Origin of the sequence: Acinetobacter sp. YH12142, assembly GCF_013418435.1 — a bacterium.
Taxonomy (GTDB): Bacteria; Pseudomonadota; Gammaproteobacteria; order Pseudomonadales; family Moraxellaceae; genus Acinetobacter; species Acinetobacter amyesii.
Window position 1 is genome coordinate 168,059 of the sequence record NZ_VPCB01000004.1, and the last position, 16,703, is coordinate 184,761.

Here is a 16,703-nt window from a genome sequence, read left to right on the forward strand (position 1 = left end):
AAAAGCCCGTACTGCATCAGTTAAACCACCTGATACTGTAAACGGGCAAGATCTTGAATATCTTGTAGTAGCTTGCGCTTACTGAAAATCATACCCCATGAGCTACCACCGAGCTGACGCCATAAATGTGCCATTTGTAAGCCGGTAAATAAGGTGGCGCGAATGCGATTGGTATGAGAAGTGTCTTTAAATGCTTCGGCATTACCACGAACCATAATACGTGGATTAATTTGGCCTGCAGTTTCAATATAGGTTTGGGCAAGGTTTGCAATGATACTTGGATGTAAATAATTATTATCAAAAAAGGAAAGCTGTCTTAGAATTTTTTGTTGGGATTGTTCGATGATTTCGACAAATTTAGGATTGCTATAGACTTTCTTTTCTAACTGCAATAACGCCATCGCATAGGTCATGGGTAGCTTAGTATTGGCAAGTTTAGGAAGTCTAGATTTGGGAGATGTATTGAAGGGTTGAGTAATGCTACTTTCTAAGGTTTTTAATCCCAGCGAAATATCCGCCAAGCCACTAAAAAAATCAAGCGTCTGACTAGACTGATTCGACTTAGGACGGATATTTAAACTGGCTTTAATGAGATGTTCAAAATAAAAGTTACCGCTTTCCCCGATACTCTGTTGCCCAGTCAATGCAGTCATGTGGGTCAGCTGTGTCGCTTGAAAAACAGCAGCTAACGCCAATGCACGATTTTGGCGAGTATTCAGAGTCTGAGGCTGTTGAAACGGTAACTCTGTCATCCGAAACAATCCTTATTCAATAAAATCCGGTTTAGGCGCATTGGTATGATGAATCACACCACCCCCTAAACAAACTTCACCGGTGTAGAACACCACACTTTGACCCGGTGTAACAGCACGTTGTGGCTCATCGAATTCGACACGCACACCATTTGGCGCTGTAGGGTCTTTAAATATTGTACAGTCTTGGTCAGGCTGACGATAACGAGTTTTCGCTGTGCAGCGGAAGCCTGATTCAGGAATCTCTTGTTCACCAGCCACCCAATCAATCGCTTCAGACCATAAAATGGTGCTTTGCATGAGTGGATGTTCATGACCTTGACCAACGACTAGGCGATTACCTTCGATATCTTTATGCAGTACAAACCAAGCGCCTTCTTCAGCACCTTTTAGACCACCAAGACCGATGCCACCACGTTGGCCGAGCGTATAGTACATTAAGCCGTGATGTTCACCAACCTCTTTACCCGTGTCTAGGACGATTTTTCCGGGTTGAGCAGGTAAATATTGCTTTAAGAAGTCATTAAATCGACGTTCGCCAATAAAGCAAATTCCTGTTGAATCTTTTTTCTTCGCGGTGATTAGACCTAATTCTTCAGCGATTTTACGCACTTGTGGTTTTTCAATTTCACCCACAGGGAACAAAGTTTTGTTAATTTCACGACCATGCACTGCATGTAGGAAATAGGTTTGGTCTTTGTTGTTGTCTAGACCACGCAGTAGAGGTGCATACTCTTCACCACGTGAATTTTTTAGCGTTTCACCACGGCGGCAATAGTGGCCTGTCGCAATAAAGTCAGCACCTAAGTTGACAGCATGGTCTAGAAATGCGCGGAATTTAATTTCTTTGTTGCAGAGAATATCTGGGTTTGGTGTACGACCTGCGGCATATTCTTCTAAGAAATGCTCAAAGACACGGTCCCAATATTCCATCGCAAAGTTTGCGGTATGAAGTTTGATACCAATTTTGTCACAAACGGCTTGAGCATCGGCAAGATCTTCCATTGCCGTACAGTATTCCGTGCCGTCATCTTCTTCCCAGTTTTTCATGAAAAGACCTTCAACTTGATAACCTTGTTGAAGTAAAAGTGCTGCAGATACAGAAGAATCTACACCACCAGACATACCGACGATGACACGTTGTTGCATAGGATTAAGCATCCAAATTTGAAATTAAGGGAGAATTTTGGTGCTCGTAAATGAGCGATAAAGGAAATTTTTGACCTGAAAGAGCATCTTGCACAGCTTTGATGACTAATGGACTACGCGCACGGGCAGACTCAATGAGTTCATCAAGCGTCATCCATACTGCACCGACAATACCTGTGTCTAATTGTGCATCGGCATGGTGCTGAATGTCTTTAGCTAAGAAACAGAAACGGAAATAAGTACGATCAGGGAACATCGGAGGAGTATAAGTATACATGCCTAGGAGGTTCGTGATTTCTACATCGTGACCTGTTTCTTCCATGGTTTCTCGAATGGCTGCTTCAATAATGGTTTCGCCAGCTTCGACATGACCTGCAGGTTGATTAAATACAGTATGGGTCACACCTTCTGTATGTTCTTCAACAAATAGGAATTTTCCGTCTTTTTCAACGACTGTCGCAACAGTGACGTGAGCAGTCCAAGCGGTCATAGAAAAGCACCATGGGGTAAAAACGCTATTCTACAAAATTTAGGGAGCGGTGGCTATGATTGATTTTTTTCTTAATTTCTTTTGTTTATAGTAAGAAAAATTGTTAAATAAATAAAAGTGTATTGTTTTATTAGTTAGTGAAATTATAGTTTTAGCTCAGTACTAACCGAATTGTTAGAGATTTAACATTACTGCTTTTCAAAACTACTTGCTTAATAAAGTAGTAATGTTAAATATTTAATTTTTTATTCAATGAAGGGAATTTTACTCTCTCGAGGCAAATCTGGGAATAATGTGTAAATCATATCAGGATTCTTTTGCAGACCCGCACCATCAATGTATTTCCATTCCTTACTTTCAATTGGACGTACTGCAAGCATGAAGGACAGATCACCTGTCATTTTGCGGCCATTCATAGAAATCGTGACTTGTTTGGGTACTGCACAAAACTCATTTCTGCCAATGATATAACTTTGTTTAGGAGCATATGTTTCAACTTGAGAGACATATATTTTATTTTGTTTAAAGGAGTTTGCAGCAAGTTCTAATATTGCATTATATTTATCTTTACCGCCTGCATAATTGATTATAGATGATTCTGTTTTTTCGGCGATTAATGCATAGTTACCCTTATTCAAGGCTGTGCCGATATCTTTAATTTCTTTGGCAATGATTTTTTCATAATCATCTTTACACTGCGTTGAATTCGCAAAAGCAGTTGCAGAGCTTGAAATTACGCCTGCAAAAAATATTCTAGTAATGAATAAAGTATAAGATTTAATCGACATTAAAGAGTTACTCTGTATTTGAATTTGTCTGTCAATGAAACGTTGAGACATAAGCTGGAACTGTTAAAACTAAAAACGGATGCGTATATTATTTATTTTGATCAAGATAATTATTCGACACCTTCACATAATTCTGTGCTGAATAAGGCAAGAACGCTTTTTCTTTATCGGTCAGTGGTCGAACTTTCTTAACAGGACTACCGACATATAAATAACCACTTTCAAGAACTTTATTGGGTGGAACAAGCGAACCCGCGCCAATCATCACATCATCTTCAACAATTACATCATCTAAAATAATCGTACCTATACCGACTAAAACACGATTACCAATGGTACAACCATGTAATTTCACGTGATGACCAATCGTCACATCTTCACCAATAATCAGTGGAGAACCTTCAGGCTTATCGGCTTTTTTATGACTCACATGCAACATTGAGTGATCTTGCACATTAGAATTTTTACCAATACGAATGTGGTTTACATCACCACGAATCACAGCAAATGGCCATACCGAGACATTTTCAGCCAATACAACATCGCCAATCACCATGGACATTTCATCAATATAACAAGTGTCATGAATACGTGGGGATGTGTCTAAATAAGGGCGGATGTTTTGGCTCATAGGTAAGTCATCTACAGGTTTTTAGGCAGTATAAAATAAAAAAGCACCTAGACCGAAATCTAGATGCCTTCACTTTAGTCTTAATATCAAGTTTTCATCAAATTTAGAATAAGTTGCTAAAGAATTGTTTGATGTGATCAATCATTTTTGCAAAGAAACCGGCTTCTTCAACATTTTGTAGAGCGACAAGCGGTTTTTCAGCAATGACTTTGCCATTAAGTGTTGCAACATATTTACCAACCACTTGACCTTGTTTTAAAGGAGCAGTCAATTTAGGTTGAACAACCAATTGAGTTTTAATGGCGTTCGCTTCGCCTTTAGGCATCGTCACGTTAAAGTTTTCAGCTAGACCTACTTGAACTTCATTGTCTTTACCGTACCAAACTTTTGCTTTTGCAAGCACTTGTTTAGCAGGTTGAACTTTTACAGTTTCAAAGTTTGCATAACCCCAAGCTAAAATTTCACGTGTTTGAGATGCACGTTCGTTCATGCTTGGCGCACCAAAGATCACTGAAATTAAACGTAAAGGACCACGTTTAGCTGAAGTCGTTAAGCAGTAGCCAGCTTCTTCAGTATGACCAGTTTTTAAACCATCTACACTTGGGTCAGTATAAAGCAGGGCATTACGGTTGCCTTGCTTAATGCCATTGAACGTAAATTCTTTTTCAGAGTAGATCGGATAGTATTTTGAACTGTCATGAATGATATGTTGCGCTAGAGTCGCCATATCTTTGGCAGTCGAGAAATGACCTTCAGCTGGCATACCTGTCGCATTGATGAATTGAGTATTCACCATGCCAATACGTTTCGCTTCTTGGTTCATCATGTGGGCAAAGGTGCCTTCATTGCCAGCAATATGTTCTGCCATAGCTTTAGAAGCGTCGTTACCCGACTGAATGATAATGCCACGTAACATTTCTAATGCAGTTGCAGTACCGTTGAGCGGAACGTACATACATGACTCAGTGCTGCTGCCGCGACACCAAGCCGACTCATTCATACGTACTTTTTCATTTTCAGTTAGTTCACCGCTTAATAACTTTTGCTCAATGATGTAACTGGTCATCATTTTTGTCATTGAAGCAGGAGCTAATTTTTCGTTTTCATTTTTAGAAGCAAGGATTTGCCCTGTCTCATAGTCCATCAGCACATAAGATTTATTATTTAATTCAGGTGGTGCAGAAAGGACAGTTGCCGCGAATGAAAAACTAGGTGTAAGTAGTAATGCGGCAAGGGCGGTTTTTCGGGTCATTCTGGGTGGTTCCAATAACTTAGGTATAAGCACAAAGAGCCTAGCATTTTAGGACAAAGCTAGGCGGACTGCTATGGGGTGCAAGCGCTTATTTTAAAAGTATTGTAACCAATTGGTATTATTTGCTGTAAGCAGTTAATTCTTTGCAAATCATACCATTTTTTTTGTCACCAGCTTTCTTCGCATCAGACTGCGCTTCTTTTAAAGCTTCTTTAAAACTTTTTTGTTTGCTGAGCTGTTGTAAGGCATTTACAGGGTTCTTTTCATTCGGCATATATTCTTTGGCTAATTTTGCATAACCCGCTTCAAACTTCGGCTGATCTTTGTCATTCACCAGTTTTGGACAAACTTCAGAAAGTACATAAATAGCTGCAAGTTCTTGACTGGTCACTTGAGGTGTAGGAGTCACTTCAATTTTTTCATCTGCGGCATGTGCAGACATGGTGGTGAACGCAAAAGCAGAAAGGCTAAGGGCACAAAGAGATTTTACAAAAAAGTTTTTCATTTAAATAACCTGTTAAATAACCTAAAAGATATCAAATAGCTAAAATTTATTAGCCAAGCTTAATCATATTTTGGGTAGAGATCAGTAGAAAATTGTATTGAAGCTGTTTAGAAATCAATACATTGTGAAAGAAAAAAGGATGAGGCTATAAGCGTCATCCTTTTTTGGCAGGTTTGATGCAATTAGGACTAACCTATTGAGAGGGCGTCCAAATCTGAATGATCAATTAACCTTCATAATTTAAAACGTCATCACAAACTGATTTTTGTTCAGCTTTATCAGTTTCTTTAGCAGCTTGACGTGCTTCTTCAAGAACTGATTTATATTCGCTGTCAGACTGTAGTTTTTCTAAAGTCATTGATTTATCAGAATAATCAGCAAGATATGTTTTAGTGAGTGCTTGAATGTTGGCATCAAATTTTGCATTTTGACCAATAATCGCAGGGCATACTTCTAACATGACTTGTGCAGATGCAATATCTTCTTTTACGATGGTATTGGCTTCTTCTTGAGTGAAGTCATTGTCTGCGACCACAGTTTGAGTCATGCAAGCTGCTAGAGCAAAGCCCAATAAACCACGAAGTGCTACGGTTTTATTCATTTTGTACACACACATTTATGCTGGATGTTGAAATGTAAATATATATAATTATTCATATATTTCAATAAAATGTTCTTGCGAGTCATTTTTAATTTTTTAGTAATGGAAATTTAGTTGTGAATATATTAATTGCCAATGATGATGGCGTTTTTGCTCCCGGTATCCAAGCTTTAGCACATGCATTGCGTCCTCTCGGTCGTGTGGTGATCGTGGCGCCTGAAAGCGAACGCAGCGGTTTTTCAAGTGCTTTAACTTTAGATCGACCATTACGACCTGTCGAAATTGCACCGAATATGTGGGCGGTAAATGGTACACCTGCGGACTGTGTGTATTTATCAATGAATGGCTTGTTCGACTTCGAATTTGATCTGGTGGTGAGTGGAATCAATAGTGGCGCAAATCTGGGTGATGATGTGCTGTATTCAGGGACAGTGGGTGCGGCATTTGAAGGCCGTTTAATGAAACAACCTGCGCTAGCCGTCTCTTTGGCTGGGCCAAATGTGCGTAGTTATAATAACCCAGAAGATTATGCAGTCGCCGCGCAATGGGTGCATGATTTTATTGCCAATGGACTACCCGCGCTACCTGCACGACATATTTTTAATATTAATATTCCAGATGTTGTTGAACTTAAAGGCACCAAAGTGACCTATCAAGGAAGACGTTTACAGTCCAAACCGATTACCAGTCATGTAGACCCGCGTGGTCGTCAAGTCTATTGGATTGGATTGGCAGGCGAGGCAGTGGCAGAGCCTAAGAAAGGCTTAACCGATATCGAGTCAGATTTTTTTGCCGTGGCAAATGGTTATGTCAGTGTAACGCCTATACAAATGGATGCTACAAACTATGAGATTTTGAATAACTTACACGCAGAGTTATCTAAAATTTAAGTATTAGTGTTATAACTTTGTGAAAATGGTTATGCCGCAACTTTTTTAGAGTGGATTTTTGCTAATCTTAGCCCATTCATAATGACTATATTTGAATTATTAGTGAGGAAGATGATGTCCCTGGTGTCACAATATCGCGTTATTACCGCTCCTGCAGCATTATTTAAGACCCTTGTTTTATCTGCTGCTGTGGTTACAACTTTGGTCATGACTGGCTGTGCGTCAAAACCACAAATTAATAATGCGACCCGTTATGCGACTGCTCCGGATTATTATACAGTGCGTTCGGGAGATACTTTAAGTGGCATCGCAGCTCGCTATGGCTTGAGCTATGTCAGCATCGCAGAAATGAACGATATTGCCCAGCCTTATCGCATCTATGTTGGACAATCCATTCGCCTTAAAAATAGTGGCTCTCGTCGTACGACGTCTACACAAGCCATGACTCAAGCGGCACCAATTCAACGCCAAACGATTGCAATGCCAACGCAAACAGCGCCCGTGACTCAAGCTTCAACCACTCCATCGACAGTGACGCGAACTACAGTTCCAACGCCAGTGGTCAGTTCTTCAAGTTTACGTTGGGTGAGTCCAGTATCGCGTCCTACGGTATTACAAGGCTATAACTTAGCATCGAATGTGAAAGGAACACGTTACGCAGGTAATACAGGTGATCCTATTTTTGCAGCAGCTGATGGTCAAGTGGTCTATGCCGCCGATGGTCTTAAAGAGTACGGCAATTTAATTTTGGTGAAGCATATTAATGGCTATATCACTGCATATGCACATAACAGTAAAATGAATGTCAAAAGTGGCGATACTGTGAAAGCAGGGCAGCAAATTGGTGAGATGGGTTCATCGGGTACCAACCGCACGATGCTTGAGTTCCAAGTGCGTTTAGATGGTAAACCAATCAATCCAACTTCAGTTTTACCAAATAATTAAATATATAATGCAAAAGCAAAATATCCCCGTATAATACAATGAGTTGCTTTTATCGAAAGATGAAGCTTCTCATAAGTTTATGAGGGAAATTTATGTTAGATCAACTTCGAGCAATGGGTGTCTTTGCTTGCGTTGTGGAAAAAAATTCGTTTAGCGGTGCTGCTCGTGAGTTAGGTATTACCACGAGTGCCGTGAGTCAGCAAATCCGCTCACTAGAGCAGGATATGGAAGTCATTCTTTTACATCGTTCAACACGTAAGTTAAGTTTGACAGAAGCTGGACAAGCTTTTTTTCATAGTTGCCAAGAGATGCTATCTGCCGCAGAGCGCGGCAAAATTCGTATCAATGAACTTCGTGACGACTTAGTCGGTGAATTACGTATTGCATCAACACCAGAAATTTGTGCGAATCATGTGATTCCTGCATTGTCACATTGGATGTCGGCACATCGTGGTTTATCCGTTCATCTAGAAGCAGATAATCAATATATCGACTTAATTGATGGACGCATTGATATTGCGCTACGAATGAGTTCAAAAATTGATGATCAACAGTTTCATGTGGTGCCATTGGCACATGTTGAACAAGTTCTCGTTGCTGCACCAAGCTATATCAACCAAACCAGTTTAATTACACGACCAGAAGATTTACAAAATCATGATATGGTTCAAATAAATTTGGTTAAAAACTTTCAGCATTTTGCATTTGAAAATGCAGTGACTAAAGAGCAGGTTGCATTGGATGTGCACTCCCGATTTACAACAAATAATGTATTTGCTGCAAAAGCAATGTGTCAACAAGGACATGGCATTGCAAGAATATTATATCTAGATACGCAAAAAGACTTATTAAACGGTTCTCTTGTTGAAGTTTTACCAGAATGGCGTTTACCATCATTTACTCTATATGCGGTGATGTCTAAACGTGATCAACAGCCTACTAAAATTCATCGTTGCCTAGATGCATTAAAATTGTATTTCAGTCAATTACCAGGCGGACGTGTATACCAAGAAGCCTCATAAAAACAAAAAAGGTTTAAAAAGATATAAAAAAAGCCGCAATCAGCGGCTTTTTTTACTTTCGGCACAAATTACGCTAGAAAGTTTTTCACCATTTTAACAATGCGTTCAATCAAGATATCCGCTTGTTCTTTATTGATGTTCAGCGTAGGCAATAAACGAATCACAGAGCCTGCTGTTACGTTAATAATCAAGTGATGCTCATCACGTGCAATATTCACAAGTTCGCCACATGCTTTTGGTAATTCAATGCCGACCATTAAACCAAAACCACGAACAGTTACGTTTTGCTCTGCAAGTTGCTCTGTGAATTGCTCAACAAGATACGCACCCATATTTGCAGCATTTTCAACAAGGTTTTCCTTTTGAATGGTATCAATCACGGTATAAACCACACGTGAACCTAATGCAGTACCGCTATAAGTTGAACCGTGGTTACCCGCTGTTAAAACTCCAACACCACGACCTTGAGTCATGACTGCGCCGATAGGGAAGCCATTACCTAGACCTTTTGCTGTAGTTAGCACGTCAGGAATAATATTGGTGTGTTGATATGCAAAGTATTTACCAGTACGGCCGTTACCTGTTTGCACTTCATCAAGCATCATTAACCAGTTGTGTTGATTACAGATTTGACGAATTTCTTCGAGGTAGCTAAAACCTTGAGGTGCAGTATTTACACCACCTTCACCTTGGATCGGCTCAACCAAAATCGCTACGATGTCAGGGTGGTGAATTGCAGCTTCTTCAATTGCTTCGATATCACCAAAAGGTACACGAATAAAACCTTCAACCAATGGGCCAAAGCCTTCTTGAACTTTTTTGTTACCTGTCGCAGATAACGTTGCCATGGTACGACCATGGAATGAATGATCAGCAACAATAATTTTAGGGCTTGCAACACCTTGCATATGACCAAATTTACGTGCAATTTTGATTGCACCTTCATTTGATTCTGCACCACTATTTGAGAAGAAAACTTCTTCCATACCCGCAACTTCAGCTAATTTTTGCGCAGCAGCCGTTTGCCAAGGCACTTCAAATAAGTTACTGGTATGAATGAGGGTCGCTGCCTGTTCAGCAATTGCAGCTGTAATTGCAGGATGTGAGTGACCTAAACCACAAACAGCTATCCCTGTCAGTGCGTCTAAGTATTCTGTGCCATCTGCGGTATACAGGTGAGCACCTTGACCTCGGACAAAGCTGATCGGTTGGCGGCCAAATACTGGCATCAAGTGCGATGGTTGATCAGTTTGTACTGGGGCAAGGGTAATGTTATTCATGACTAACTCTAATTTGTCAGGTGATTGAAATAATATAGAGGAGACGCCATATATATATGAGCATCAAGAGGTCTATATAAGCAAAATATGACTCACTTGAAAAGCTGAAATGTAAATAAAACGTGAAATATTGCTTTAGTCATATTGTTTTACTCAGTTTTGGGTATAATGCGAAGCAGATTTATTGAGGATATATCAATGACTGAACAAGCACGCGATACAGAAGCGTTAATTCGTGACCAAATTGCTAAACACGCAGTTCTACTTTACATGAAAGGCACTCCACAGTTTCCACAGTGTGGTTTCTCTGCGCGTGCAGTAGAAGCGCTCAGTCAAATTGGTCGTCCATTTGCTTATGTAAATATTCTTGAAAATCAAGATATTCGCGCAACTCTTCCACAAATTGCAAACTGGCCGACTTTCCCACAATTATGGATCAATGGTGAATTGATCGGTGGTAGCGACATTATGCTTGATATGTTCCAAAAAGGTGAATTACAACCTTTAGTTGAACAATATAGCCCAGCTCCTGAAGCTTAATTGGATGTGTATTTGATGATTTTAATCATTGGATACAGATAAAAATAGCGCCTTTAAGGCGCTTTTTTTATGACTTAATTATCTAAAAAGTCTGGGGTTATGCGTTTTTCCACCATCCTCATAGGCATTTAAAGCACAATGAGTGGTGGAAAAATCAACAAATGAATAAACTCATCGAAGATTTATGACGGATTGTCTTCAGTCGGACTTTCCTCAATGACTTGCTCATTTTCAGCAGTACTGTCTTGAGCTTCAGACTTCTTTGCCTTTTTATCTTTGTCCTTTTTAGACTTCTTCTTTTTTTTCTTTTTCTTTGGCTCTTCTTCCTCAAACTCAGCACCATCTTCAATCGCTTGCCAGTACTCAAGTTGCTCCATGACAGCAGCGTAGATTGAGCCTTTGCTATAACGACCTTTTTTATCAAGAGTGCCTACTGGACGCGCCATCAAAATTTCTAATGCTTGGTCAATGGTATCTATGGCGTGAATATGGAATTGACCTTGTTGCACAGCTTCAATCACATCTTTGCGTAACATTAAGTGCTGCATATTTTGGCGTGGAATAATCACACCTTGCTTGCCTGTTAACCCTTGTAATTTACATGCATCATAGAAGCCTTCAATCTTGGCATTTACACCCCCAATCGGTTGAACTTGACCTAATTGGTTCATTGAACCGGTAATCGCCCATGATTGATCGATCGGTAATTGGCTAATAGCGGAAATCAGAGCTGAAAGCTCTGCAACAGTTGCGCTGTCGCCATCCACTTGACCATAGCTTTGCTCAAAGGCGAGGGCAGCAGAGAAATGTAAAATTTGTTCACGACCAAAGTGTGCCTTTAAGAAACTCGACATCAGCAGGACGCCTTTGGCATGTAAAGAACCACCGAGTTCTACACTACGCTCGATATCTAAAATATCGCCGCCACCTTGATAAACCGAAGCCGTTAAACGTGACGGTAAACCAAATTCAACATCTGCATATTGAATCACAGAGAGGGCGTTAATCTGCCCGAATCGATGACCTTTGGTTTCGATTAACTGTGTACCGCGAGTGAGATCTTGCCAATACAATTCACGTAAGTAGCCTAGACGGTATTTACGATGATCAAGAGCGGTGTTGATATGTGTTTCTGTCACCATTTTATCGCCAGCAAGTGCTGCATGATGATGTGCTTCACGAATCAAATCACCTAAGGTGAGGGCATGTAATGACAAAGAGCTTTGATCTTCAGCTTGACGACTTGAATCAGTTAACAGTGCAGCAAGTGCTGTACGGTCAAACGGCAGAAGTTTGTCAGTTTGCACATAGTCAGCAATCAGCTGCATATATGCCTGCTCATTAATGTCATTACGTTGTAATGTATCGGTGAAATCGGCACGAATTTTAAAGACACTGCCCAGCTCAGGTTCGAGTTCTAAAATATCGTAATAAATATCAGGTTCAGCAAGCAGGATCACTTTGATATTTAAATCAATAGCTTCTGGTTCAATCGAAATACTACCAGTTAGTGTAAGCATATGCTCAAGTGAAGACAGCTTTAAATGTCCTGATTTTAATGCACGTTTTAGACCTTGCCATGCATAAGGCTGCTCTAAAAGTTGTTCAGCTTCCAAGATGAGGAAACCACCATTGGCCTTATGTAATGCACCAGGACGGATTAACGTAAAGTCTGTAGTAATGGTGCCATTTTGGGTCAGTTGTTCGACATGACCTAGCAAATTGTAATGGGTTGGGAAATCGTCAAAAATAACGGGCGCACCAGCATTAGGTTTATGTGTGGCGATGATGTTTGCTTGGTAGCGAGATGGCACGCGGTTAAATTGGCCGGGTGTAAAGTCATCTTCTTCTTGCTCAAGTACAAACTCAACATTTTGAATAATGTCATCTGCATATTGCTTCAGATAATCTTCTAAGCCTTCAACCATGCTGAATTTATTTTGAATCACATCAATACGCGGCATCACAACTTGTTTAGCAATTTCACGGTTCAAAACTTGAACTTTATCGCGAGCATCATCTTCAAGATCACCAAGATGCAGACCAAGACGTTCGAGTTTTTTATCCATATAACGGACGTTTGACGCAATTTCAGCTCGTTGTTTACTGCTTAATGCATTGATATCTTCTTTCGACATTTCTTGGTATTTGTTATCAACCAAATGAACAGGAACGAAGCAATGATCATCATCCTGAGAAATCAGTTTAAGATCAAGTTCTTCACCTTCACGGGTTAATTCAACTAAGGCAAGATGTTGTTCATCACCAGCATGTTGGCGAATCATTTCAATGCGATTGTGATAGGTTTCTGCGGTAAAGCGACGTTCAAGCTGTTTTAATGTGGTTTGCCAACTTTGATGTAATAACGTTTGGAACTTTGTCGCTTGACCAGAAGGAAGTTTTAGCGCAATCGGTTCACGCGGAAACTTAAAATTATTGACATACACCCAGTCTGAAGGCGTTGGCATATTTTTAGCGTGTTGTTGTAATAAGCGCTTAATCATGGTGCGCTTACCTAAGCCTGCGGTACCTACAGCAAAAATGTTATAGCCTGAATAGGGTAATGCAATGCCAGCTTCGACCGAAGCACGGGCACGATCTTGTCCTAAAAAGTCATTGAGTGGTTTGATCCGCTTGGTAGATGTCGGTATTTTTTTAAGCTCAGGCGTATGCGTCAGCTGAATTGGCTGCAACTGGGTTTTAGTTAAAGTATTTTGTATTTCGGGTTGATCAAAAGCGCTCTTTAGTGTCGTTACTGTTTCTGCTAAGTTTTTTGTGTTGGTTTCATTAATGGTGGTTGATAAAGAAGAGTGAATTTGTTCAAGTCGCTGGGTCACTGTTGAATCCAAAAAACTAAAGAATAGAGATATGTAATTAAGGTATACAGGTTTAATGCCAAAGATCAAGCAACAGCATGCGAAATATCGATAAAATAAAACAATGATTTCATAAATGTTGTTGAAACCGTTGTCATTAAGCGCTTGAATAGCAACATTCGATTTTGACAAAAATAACTGAGTCATGACAACACAAGCTTCAGGATGGAAATCTGCTTTTACTGCATTTTTAGACCGACGTGCGCTGATTATGCTTTTTCTTGGCTTTTCGGCCGGTATTCCAATTTTACTGATCTTTTCCAGTTTATCGCTTTGGTTAGGTGAAGCAGGAATTGATAAAAGTGCAGTAACTTTTTTTAGTTGGGCTGCACTTGGCTATTCGTTTAAGTTTGTTTGGGCACCCTTAATTGATGAGTTGCCTGTACCATTTTTAACCAAACAACTCGGACGTCGCCGTGCATGGTTGTTGATCGCTCAGGTTCTCATTATCTGTGCAATTTGTATCATGGCATTTTCAGACCCAGCTTTAGGGCAAAGCTATATTTACCAAATGGCTGCTGGAGCCGTATTACTTGGTTTTTCTGCCGCAACGCAAGACATTGTGATTGATGCGTATCGTATTGAGTTGGCAGAAACTGAAATGCAGACCGTTTTAGCTTCGACCTATAATGCAGGTTATCGTATCGGCATGATCGTGGCAGGTGCAGGGGCGTTATTTTTGGCTGCATATTTAGGCACGGCCAAAGGTAACTATATTTATGAAGCTTGGAAATATACTTACCTTGCAATGGCTGCTGTGATGGTTATCGGTATTATCACAACTTTATCGATACGTGAGCCGCAAGTTGACCGTGTACAAAAGCATTATAAACGGACCGACTATTATCGTTTAGTCGCTGTATTCTTTGCTGCGGTGGTTGCCTTTGTCTTGAGTTATATCTATTCAGGTGTAGCGGTTGAAAGCTTGAAAGAGCAGTGGCAAATTTCAGACTCATTCGCCTTGTTCTGTTTAGAGGCTGTACGCTTTATTGGTTCAGCTGTGGTTGCTTTTGGTGTCGGTTCTGTTTTAGTGAAATCGGGTGCTGTAAATAAGCAGATGGCATTTGAAACTTGGGTTAATCCAGTTGCAGATTTCTTTAAGCGTTATGGTCTAAAACTGGCTTTAGTGTTGTTGTTACTTATTGGTTTTTACCGTATTTCCGATATTATCGCCGGCGTCATTTCTAATGTGTTTTATCAAGATTTAAACTTCACCAAAGAGCAGATTGCCGAAGCTGTAAAAGTCTATGGTGTGATATTTAGCTTGGTTGGTGGCTTCCTTGGCGGTTTGCTAGCGCAGCGCATGAACATTATGAAATTGATGTTTGTTGGTGCGATTTTAGCAAGTTCAACAAACTTGATTTTTATCGGTCTGGTCAAATCAGGTCAGCCATTGAGTGATGTCACTGTCAATGTAGCAGGGCAGCAATATACAGCGACGCCGGATGATACGGGTGCTTGGGCAGTTCAAATTCCAAAAGCAATCTTGGCTGCAGATCAAAATATTAAAGTCAGTGCGGATTATCAGTCTAAGAATCAACATCCAATACAGGTGAGTTTGCCGTATCTGAATAATGCTTTTGCAAACTCAGCAATGATGTTGTTGCCAGTGACTTCAGATAACACGATTTCAGCTCAAGAGACTGCAAATAGTATCGTGGTCCGTGGACAATACTTGGCAGGCGAGTTAAAAGAAAATCAAAAAATTCAAATTATTTTGGATGCTAAACCATTCGACGCGAAGCTTGATAAAACCGGTGTTTTTAGTGCTGCAATTCCAGGGCAAGCGCTCGAAACAGCAAAGCAAAAAACATTAACGGCTCAACTGCTAGAAAATGATGTAGTGAAAAAGAGTGTCGATTTAGCATATCAAGTGAATACATCGGCTAATATGGCGGGTGTACTTGGTGTTGATATTCAACCGATTAATTTGGCTAGTGCTGAACAAAATGTGGAAATCAAAGGTAAGGTCATTAAGCCTTATAGTTCGCTGTGGCTATATTTCGCGATCATTGTCGATAACTTGGCGTCAGGTCTTGCAGGCGCGGCATTTATTGCATTTTTATCGAGCTTGACCAGTGTTTCTTTCACAGCGGTTCAATATGCCATCTTTAGTTCATTAATGACTTTAACCCCTAAAATTTTAGGCGGTTACTCAGGTACGATTGTGACCAATATCGGTTATCCAAACTTTTTCTTGATGACGACTTTAATTGGTATTCCGATTTTAATTTTAGTGGTTTGGGTCGCCAAACTATTGAGAGAACATGAACAAAAATCCAATTCATAATTCAATTTAACTTAAAAAAAGCCTATTCAGTTTGAGTGGGCTTTTTTATTCTAAGCTGTTAAATAGCCTAAGCAGGTCTACGGTTTTGGACAAGGATATTTGAAATAAGGCGGTATATGTGCTCTAGACTTAAATTGAACTTTGCATGTTAAATCCCTATAGTATTCAAACATAATGATAGATTTAGGAAACTCGATTATGCGCATGCTGCATACCATGTTACGTGTAGGCAATTTAGAGCGTTCATTGGCGTTCTATACTGAAGTACTCGGTATGACTTTGCTTCGTAAGCGTGATTATGAAGAAGGTCGTTTTACTTTGGCATTTGTGGGCTATGGTGATGAAGAAAATCATACTGTACTCGAGTTAACGCATAACTGGGATACAGATAGTTATGAGTTGGGAAATGCGTATGGCCATATTGCTATTGCAGTAGATGATGCCTACAAGGCTTGTGAAGAAATTAAAGCATGTGGCGGAAACGTGGTACGTGAAGCAGGACCAATGAAAGGTGGTGTGACCGTCATTGCCTTTGTTGAAGATCCAGATGGCTATAAAATTGAGTTGATCCAACAAGACTCAAATGCACGAAATAATTAATCTGCAATTATTCATTTAAAGTCATATGTAATGCTGAATATTCTTATTTATAATTTTTTTTGCGTTGAGCTCACTATCAACGTTTAAAATAA

The 16,703-nt window shown here is 40.0% G+C and carries 16 protein-coding genes; 6 read left to right on the forward strand and 10 right to left on the reverse strand.

Features of this window, described 5'->3' with window-relative positions:
• Nucleotides 1-20: 20 nt before the first annotated feature.
• From hflD to FTU77_RS05435, 8 genes are all read right to left on the reverse strand, one after another.
• Nucleotides 21-752 carry a high frequency lysogenization protein HflD gene (gene hflD / locus FTU77_RS05400; RefSeq protein WP_078190181.1) on the reverse strand — a complete coding sequence of 244 codons (732 nt, stop codon included), beginning with the start codon at nucleotides 750-752 and terminating at the stop codon, nucleotides 21-23.
• A 12-nt stretch (nucleotides 753-764) separates the two neighbouring features.
• Nucleotides 765-1,901, reverse strand: coding sequence for a tRNA 2-thiouridine(34) synthase MnmA (gene mnmA, locus FTU77_RS05405; protein ID WP_168379207.1), 1,137 nt, complete (start codon nucleotides 1,899-1,901; stop codon nucleotides 765-767).
• 4 nt (nucleotides 1,902-1,905) lie between these two features.
• Nucleotides 1,906-2,391 (reverse strand): NUDIX hydrolase, encoded by a 486-nt coding sequence (locus FTU77_RS05410; protein ID WP_078190179.1) that lies wholly within the window; start codon nucleotides 2,389-2,391, stop codon nucleotides 1,906-1,908.
• Between the two features lie 245 nt (nucleotides 2,392-2,636).
• On the reverse strand, nucleotides 2,637-3,230 hold the full coding sequence (locus FTU77_RS05415; RefSeq protein WP_257222267.1) for a hypothetical protein: 594 nt from the start codon (nucleotides 3,228-3,230) through the stop codon (nucleotides 2,637-2,639).
• A 37-nt stretch (nucleotides 3,231-3,267) separates the two neighbouring features.
• Entirely contained in the window at nucleotides 3,268-3,810 is a 543-nt protein-coding gene (locus FTU77_RS05420) for a gamma carbonic anhydrase family protein (protein ID WP_180055102.1), read from the reverse strand.
• A gap of 103 nt (nucleotides 3,811-3,913) precedes the next feature.
• Nucleotides 3,914-5,062 carry a D-alanyl-D-alanine carboxypeptidase PBP5/6 gene (dacC, locus tag FTU77_RS05425; RefSeq protein WP_180055104.1) on the reverse strand — a complete coding sequence of 383 codons (1,149 nt, stop codon included), beginning with the start codon at nucleotides 5,060-5,062 and terminating at the stop codon, nucleotides 3,914-3,916.
• Between the two features lie 118 nt (nucleotides 5,063-5,180).
• The gene (locus tag FTU77_RS05430) at nucleotides 5,181-5,567 is read right to left on the reverse strand and encodes an MCR_0457 family protein (protein WP_180010406.1); all 387 of its coding nucleotides are present in this window, start codon (nucleotides 5,565-5,567) and stop codon (nucleotides 5,181-5,183) included.
• A gap of 226 nt (nucleotides 5,568-5,793) precedes the next feature.
• The gene (locus FTU77_RS05435; RefSeq protein ID WP_168377836.1) at nucleotides 5,794-6,168 is read right to left on the reverse strand and encodes an MCR_0457 family protein; all 375 of its coding nucleotides are present in this window, start codon (nucleotides 6,166-6,168) and stop codon (nucleotides 5,794-5,796) included.
• Nucleotides 6,169-6,284: 116 nt separating this feature from the next.
• Here FTU77_RS05435 and surE point away from each other — a divergent pair, with 116 nt between their 5' ends.
• The 3 genes from surE (at nucleotide 6,285) to FTU77_RS05450 (ending at nucleotide 9,025) form a co-directional block, all read left to right on the forward strand.
• Nucleotides 6,285-7,058, forward strand: a complete 774-nt coding sequence (gene surE, locus FTU77_RS05440) for a 5'/3'-nucleotidase SurE (protein ID WP_180055106.1) — start codon at nucleotides 6,285-6,287, stop codon at nucleotides 7,056-7,058.
• Nucleotides 7,059-7,172: 114 nt separating this feature from the next.
• Nucleotides 7,173-8,003, forward strand: a complete 831-nt coding sequence (locus FTU77_RS05445; protein WP_078191836.1) for a peptidoglycan DD-metalloendopeptidase family protein — start codon at nucleotides 7,173-7,175, stop codon at nucleotides 8,001-8,003.
• A 92-nt stretch (nucleotides 8,004-8,095) separates the two neighbouring features.
• Nucleotides 8,096-9,025, forward strand: coding sequence for a LysR family transcriptional regulator (locus tag FTU77_RS05450; RefSeq protein WP_180004878.1), 930 nt, complete (start codon nucleotides 8,096-8,098; stop codon nucleotides 9,023-9,025).
• A 68-nt stretch (nucleotides 9,026-9,093) separates the two neighbouring features.
• On the opposite strand, the gene FTU77_RS05455 is transcribed toward FTU77_RS05450, so the two are convergent.
• Nucleotides 9,094-10,305: an aspartate aminotransferase family protein gene (locus FTU77_RS05455; protein ID WP_180055109.1), complete on the reverse strand. Its 1,212-nt coding sequence runs from the start codon at nucleotides 10,303-10,305 to the stop codon at nucleotides 9,094-9,096.
• Between the two features lie 198 nt (nucleotides 10,306-10,503).
• Here FTU77_RS05455 and grxD point away from each other — a divergent pair, with 198 nt between their 5' ends.
• Nucleotides 10,504-10,845, forward strand: a complete 342-nt coding sequence (grxD, locus tag FTU77_RS05460; protein WP_067762767.1) for a Grx4 family monothiol glutaredoxin — start codon at nucleotides 10,504-10,506, stop codon at nucleotides 10,843-10,845.
• A 182-nt stretch (nucleotides 10,846-11,027) separates the two neighbouring features.
• Here grxD and FTU77_RS05465 read toward each other — a convergent pair whose 3' ends face one another.
• Complete coding sequence (locus FTU77_RS05465; RefSeq protein WP_373685808.1) at nucleotides 11,028-13,661, reverse strand: Lon protease family protein; 2,634 nt, start codon at nucleotides 13,659-13,661, stop codon at nucleotides 11,028-11,030.
• Between the two features lie 205 nt (nucleotides 13,662-13,866).
• On the opposite strand from FTU77_RS05465, the gene FTU77_RS05470 reads away from it, so the two are divergent.
• Both FTU77_RS05470 and gloA read left to right on the forward strand, forming a co-directional pair.
• Complete coding sequence (locus FTU77_RS05470) at nucleotides 13,867-16,011, forward strand: MFS transporter (RefSeq protein ID WP_180055113.1); 2,145 nt, start codon at nucleotides 13,867-13,869, stop codon at nucleotides 16,009-16,011.
• Nucleotides 16,012-16,209: 198 nt separating this feature from the next.
• On the forward strand, nucleotides 16,210-16,611 hold the full coding sequence (gene gloA / locus FTU77_RS05475) for a lactoylglutathione lyase (RefSeq protein ID WP_180055115.1): 402 nt from the start codon (nucleotides 16,210-16,212) through the stop codon (nucleotides 16,609-16,611).
• The last annotated feature ends 92 nt before the right edge of the window (nucleotides 16,612-16,703 follow it).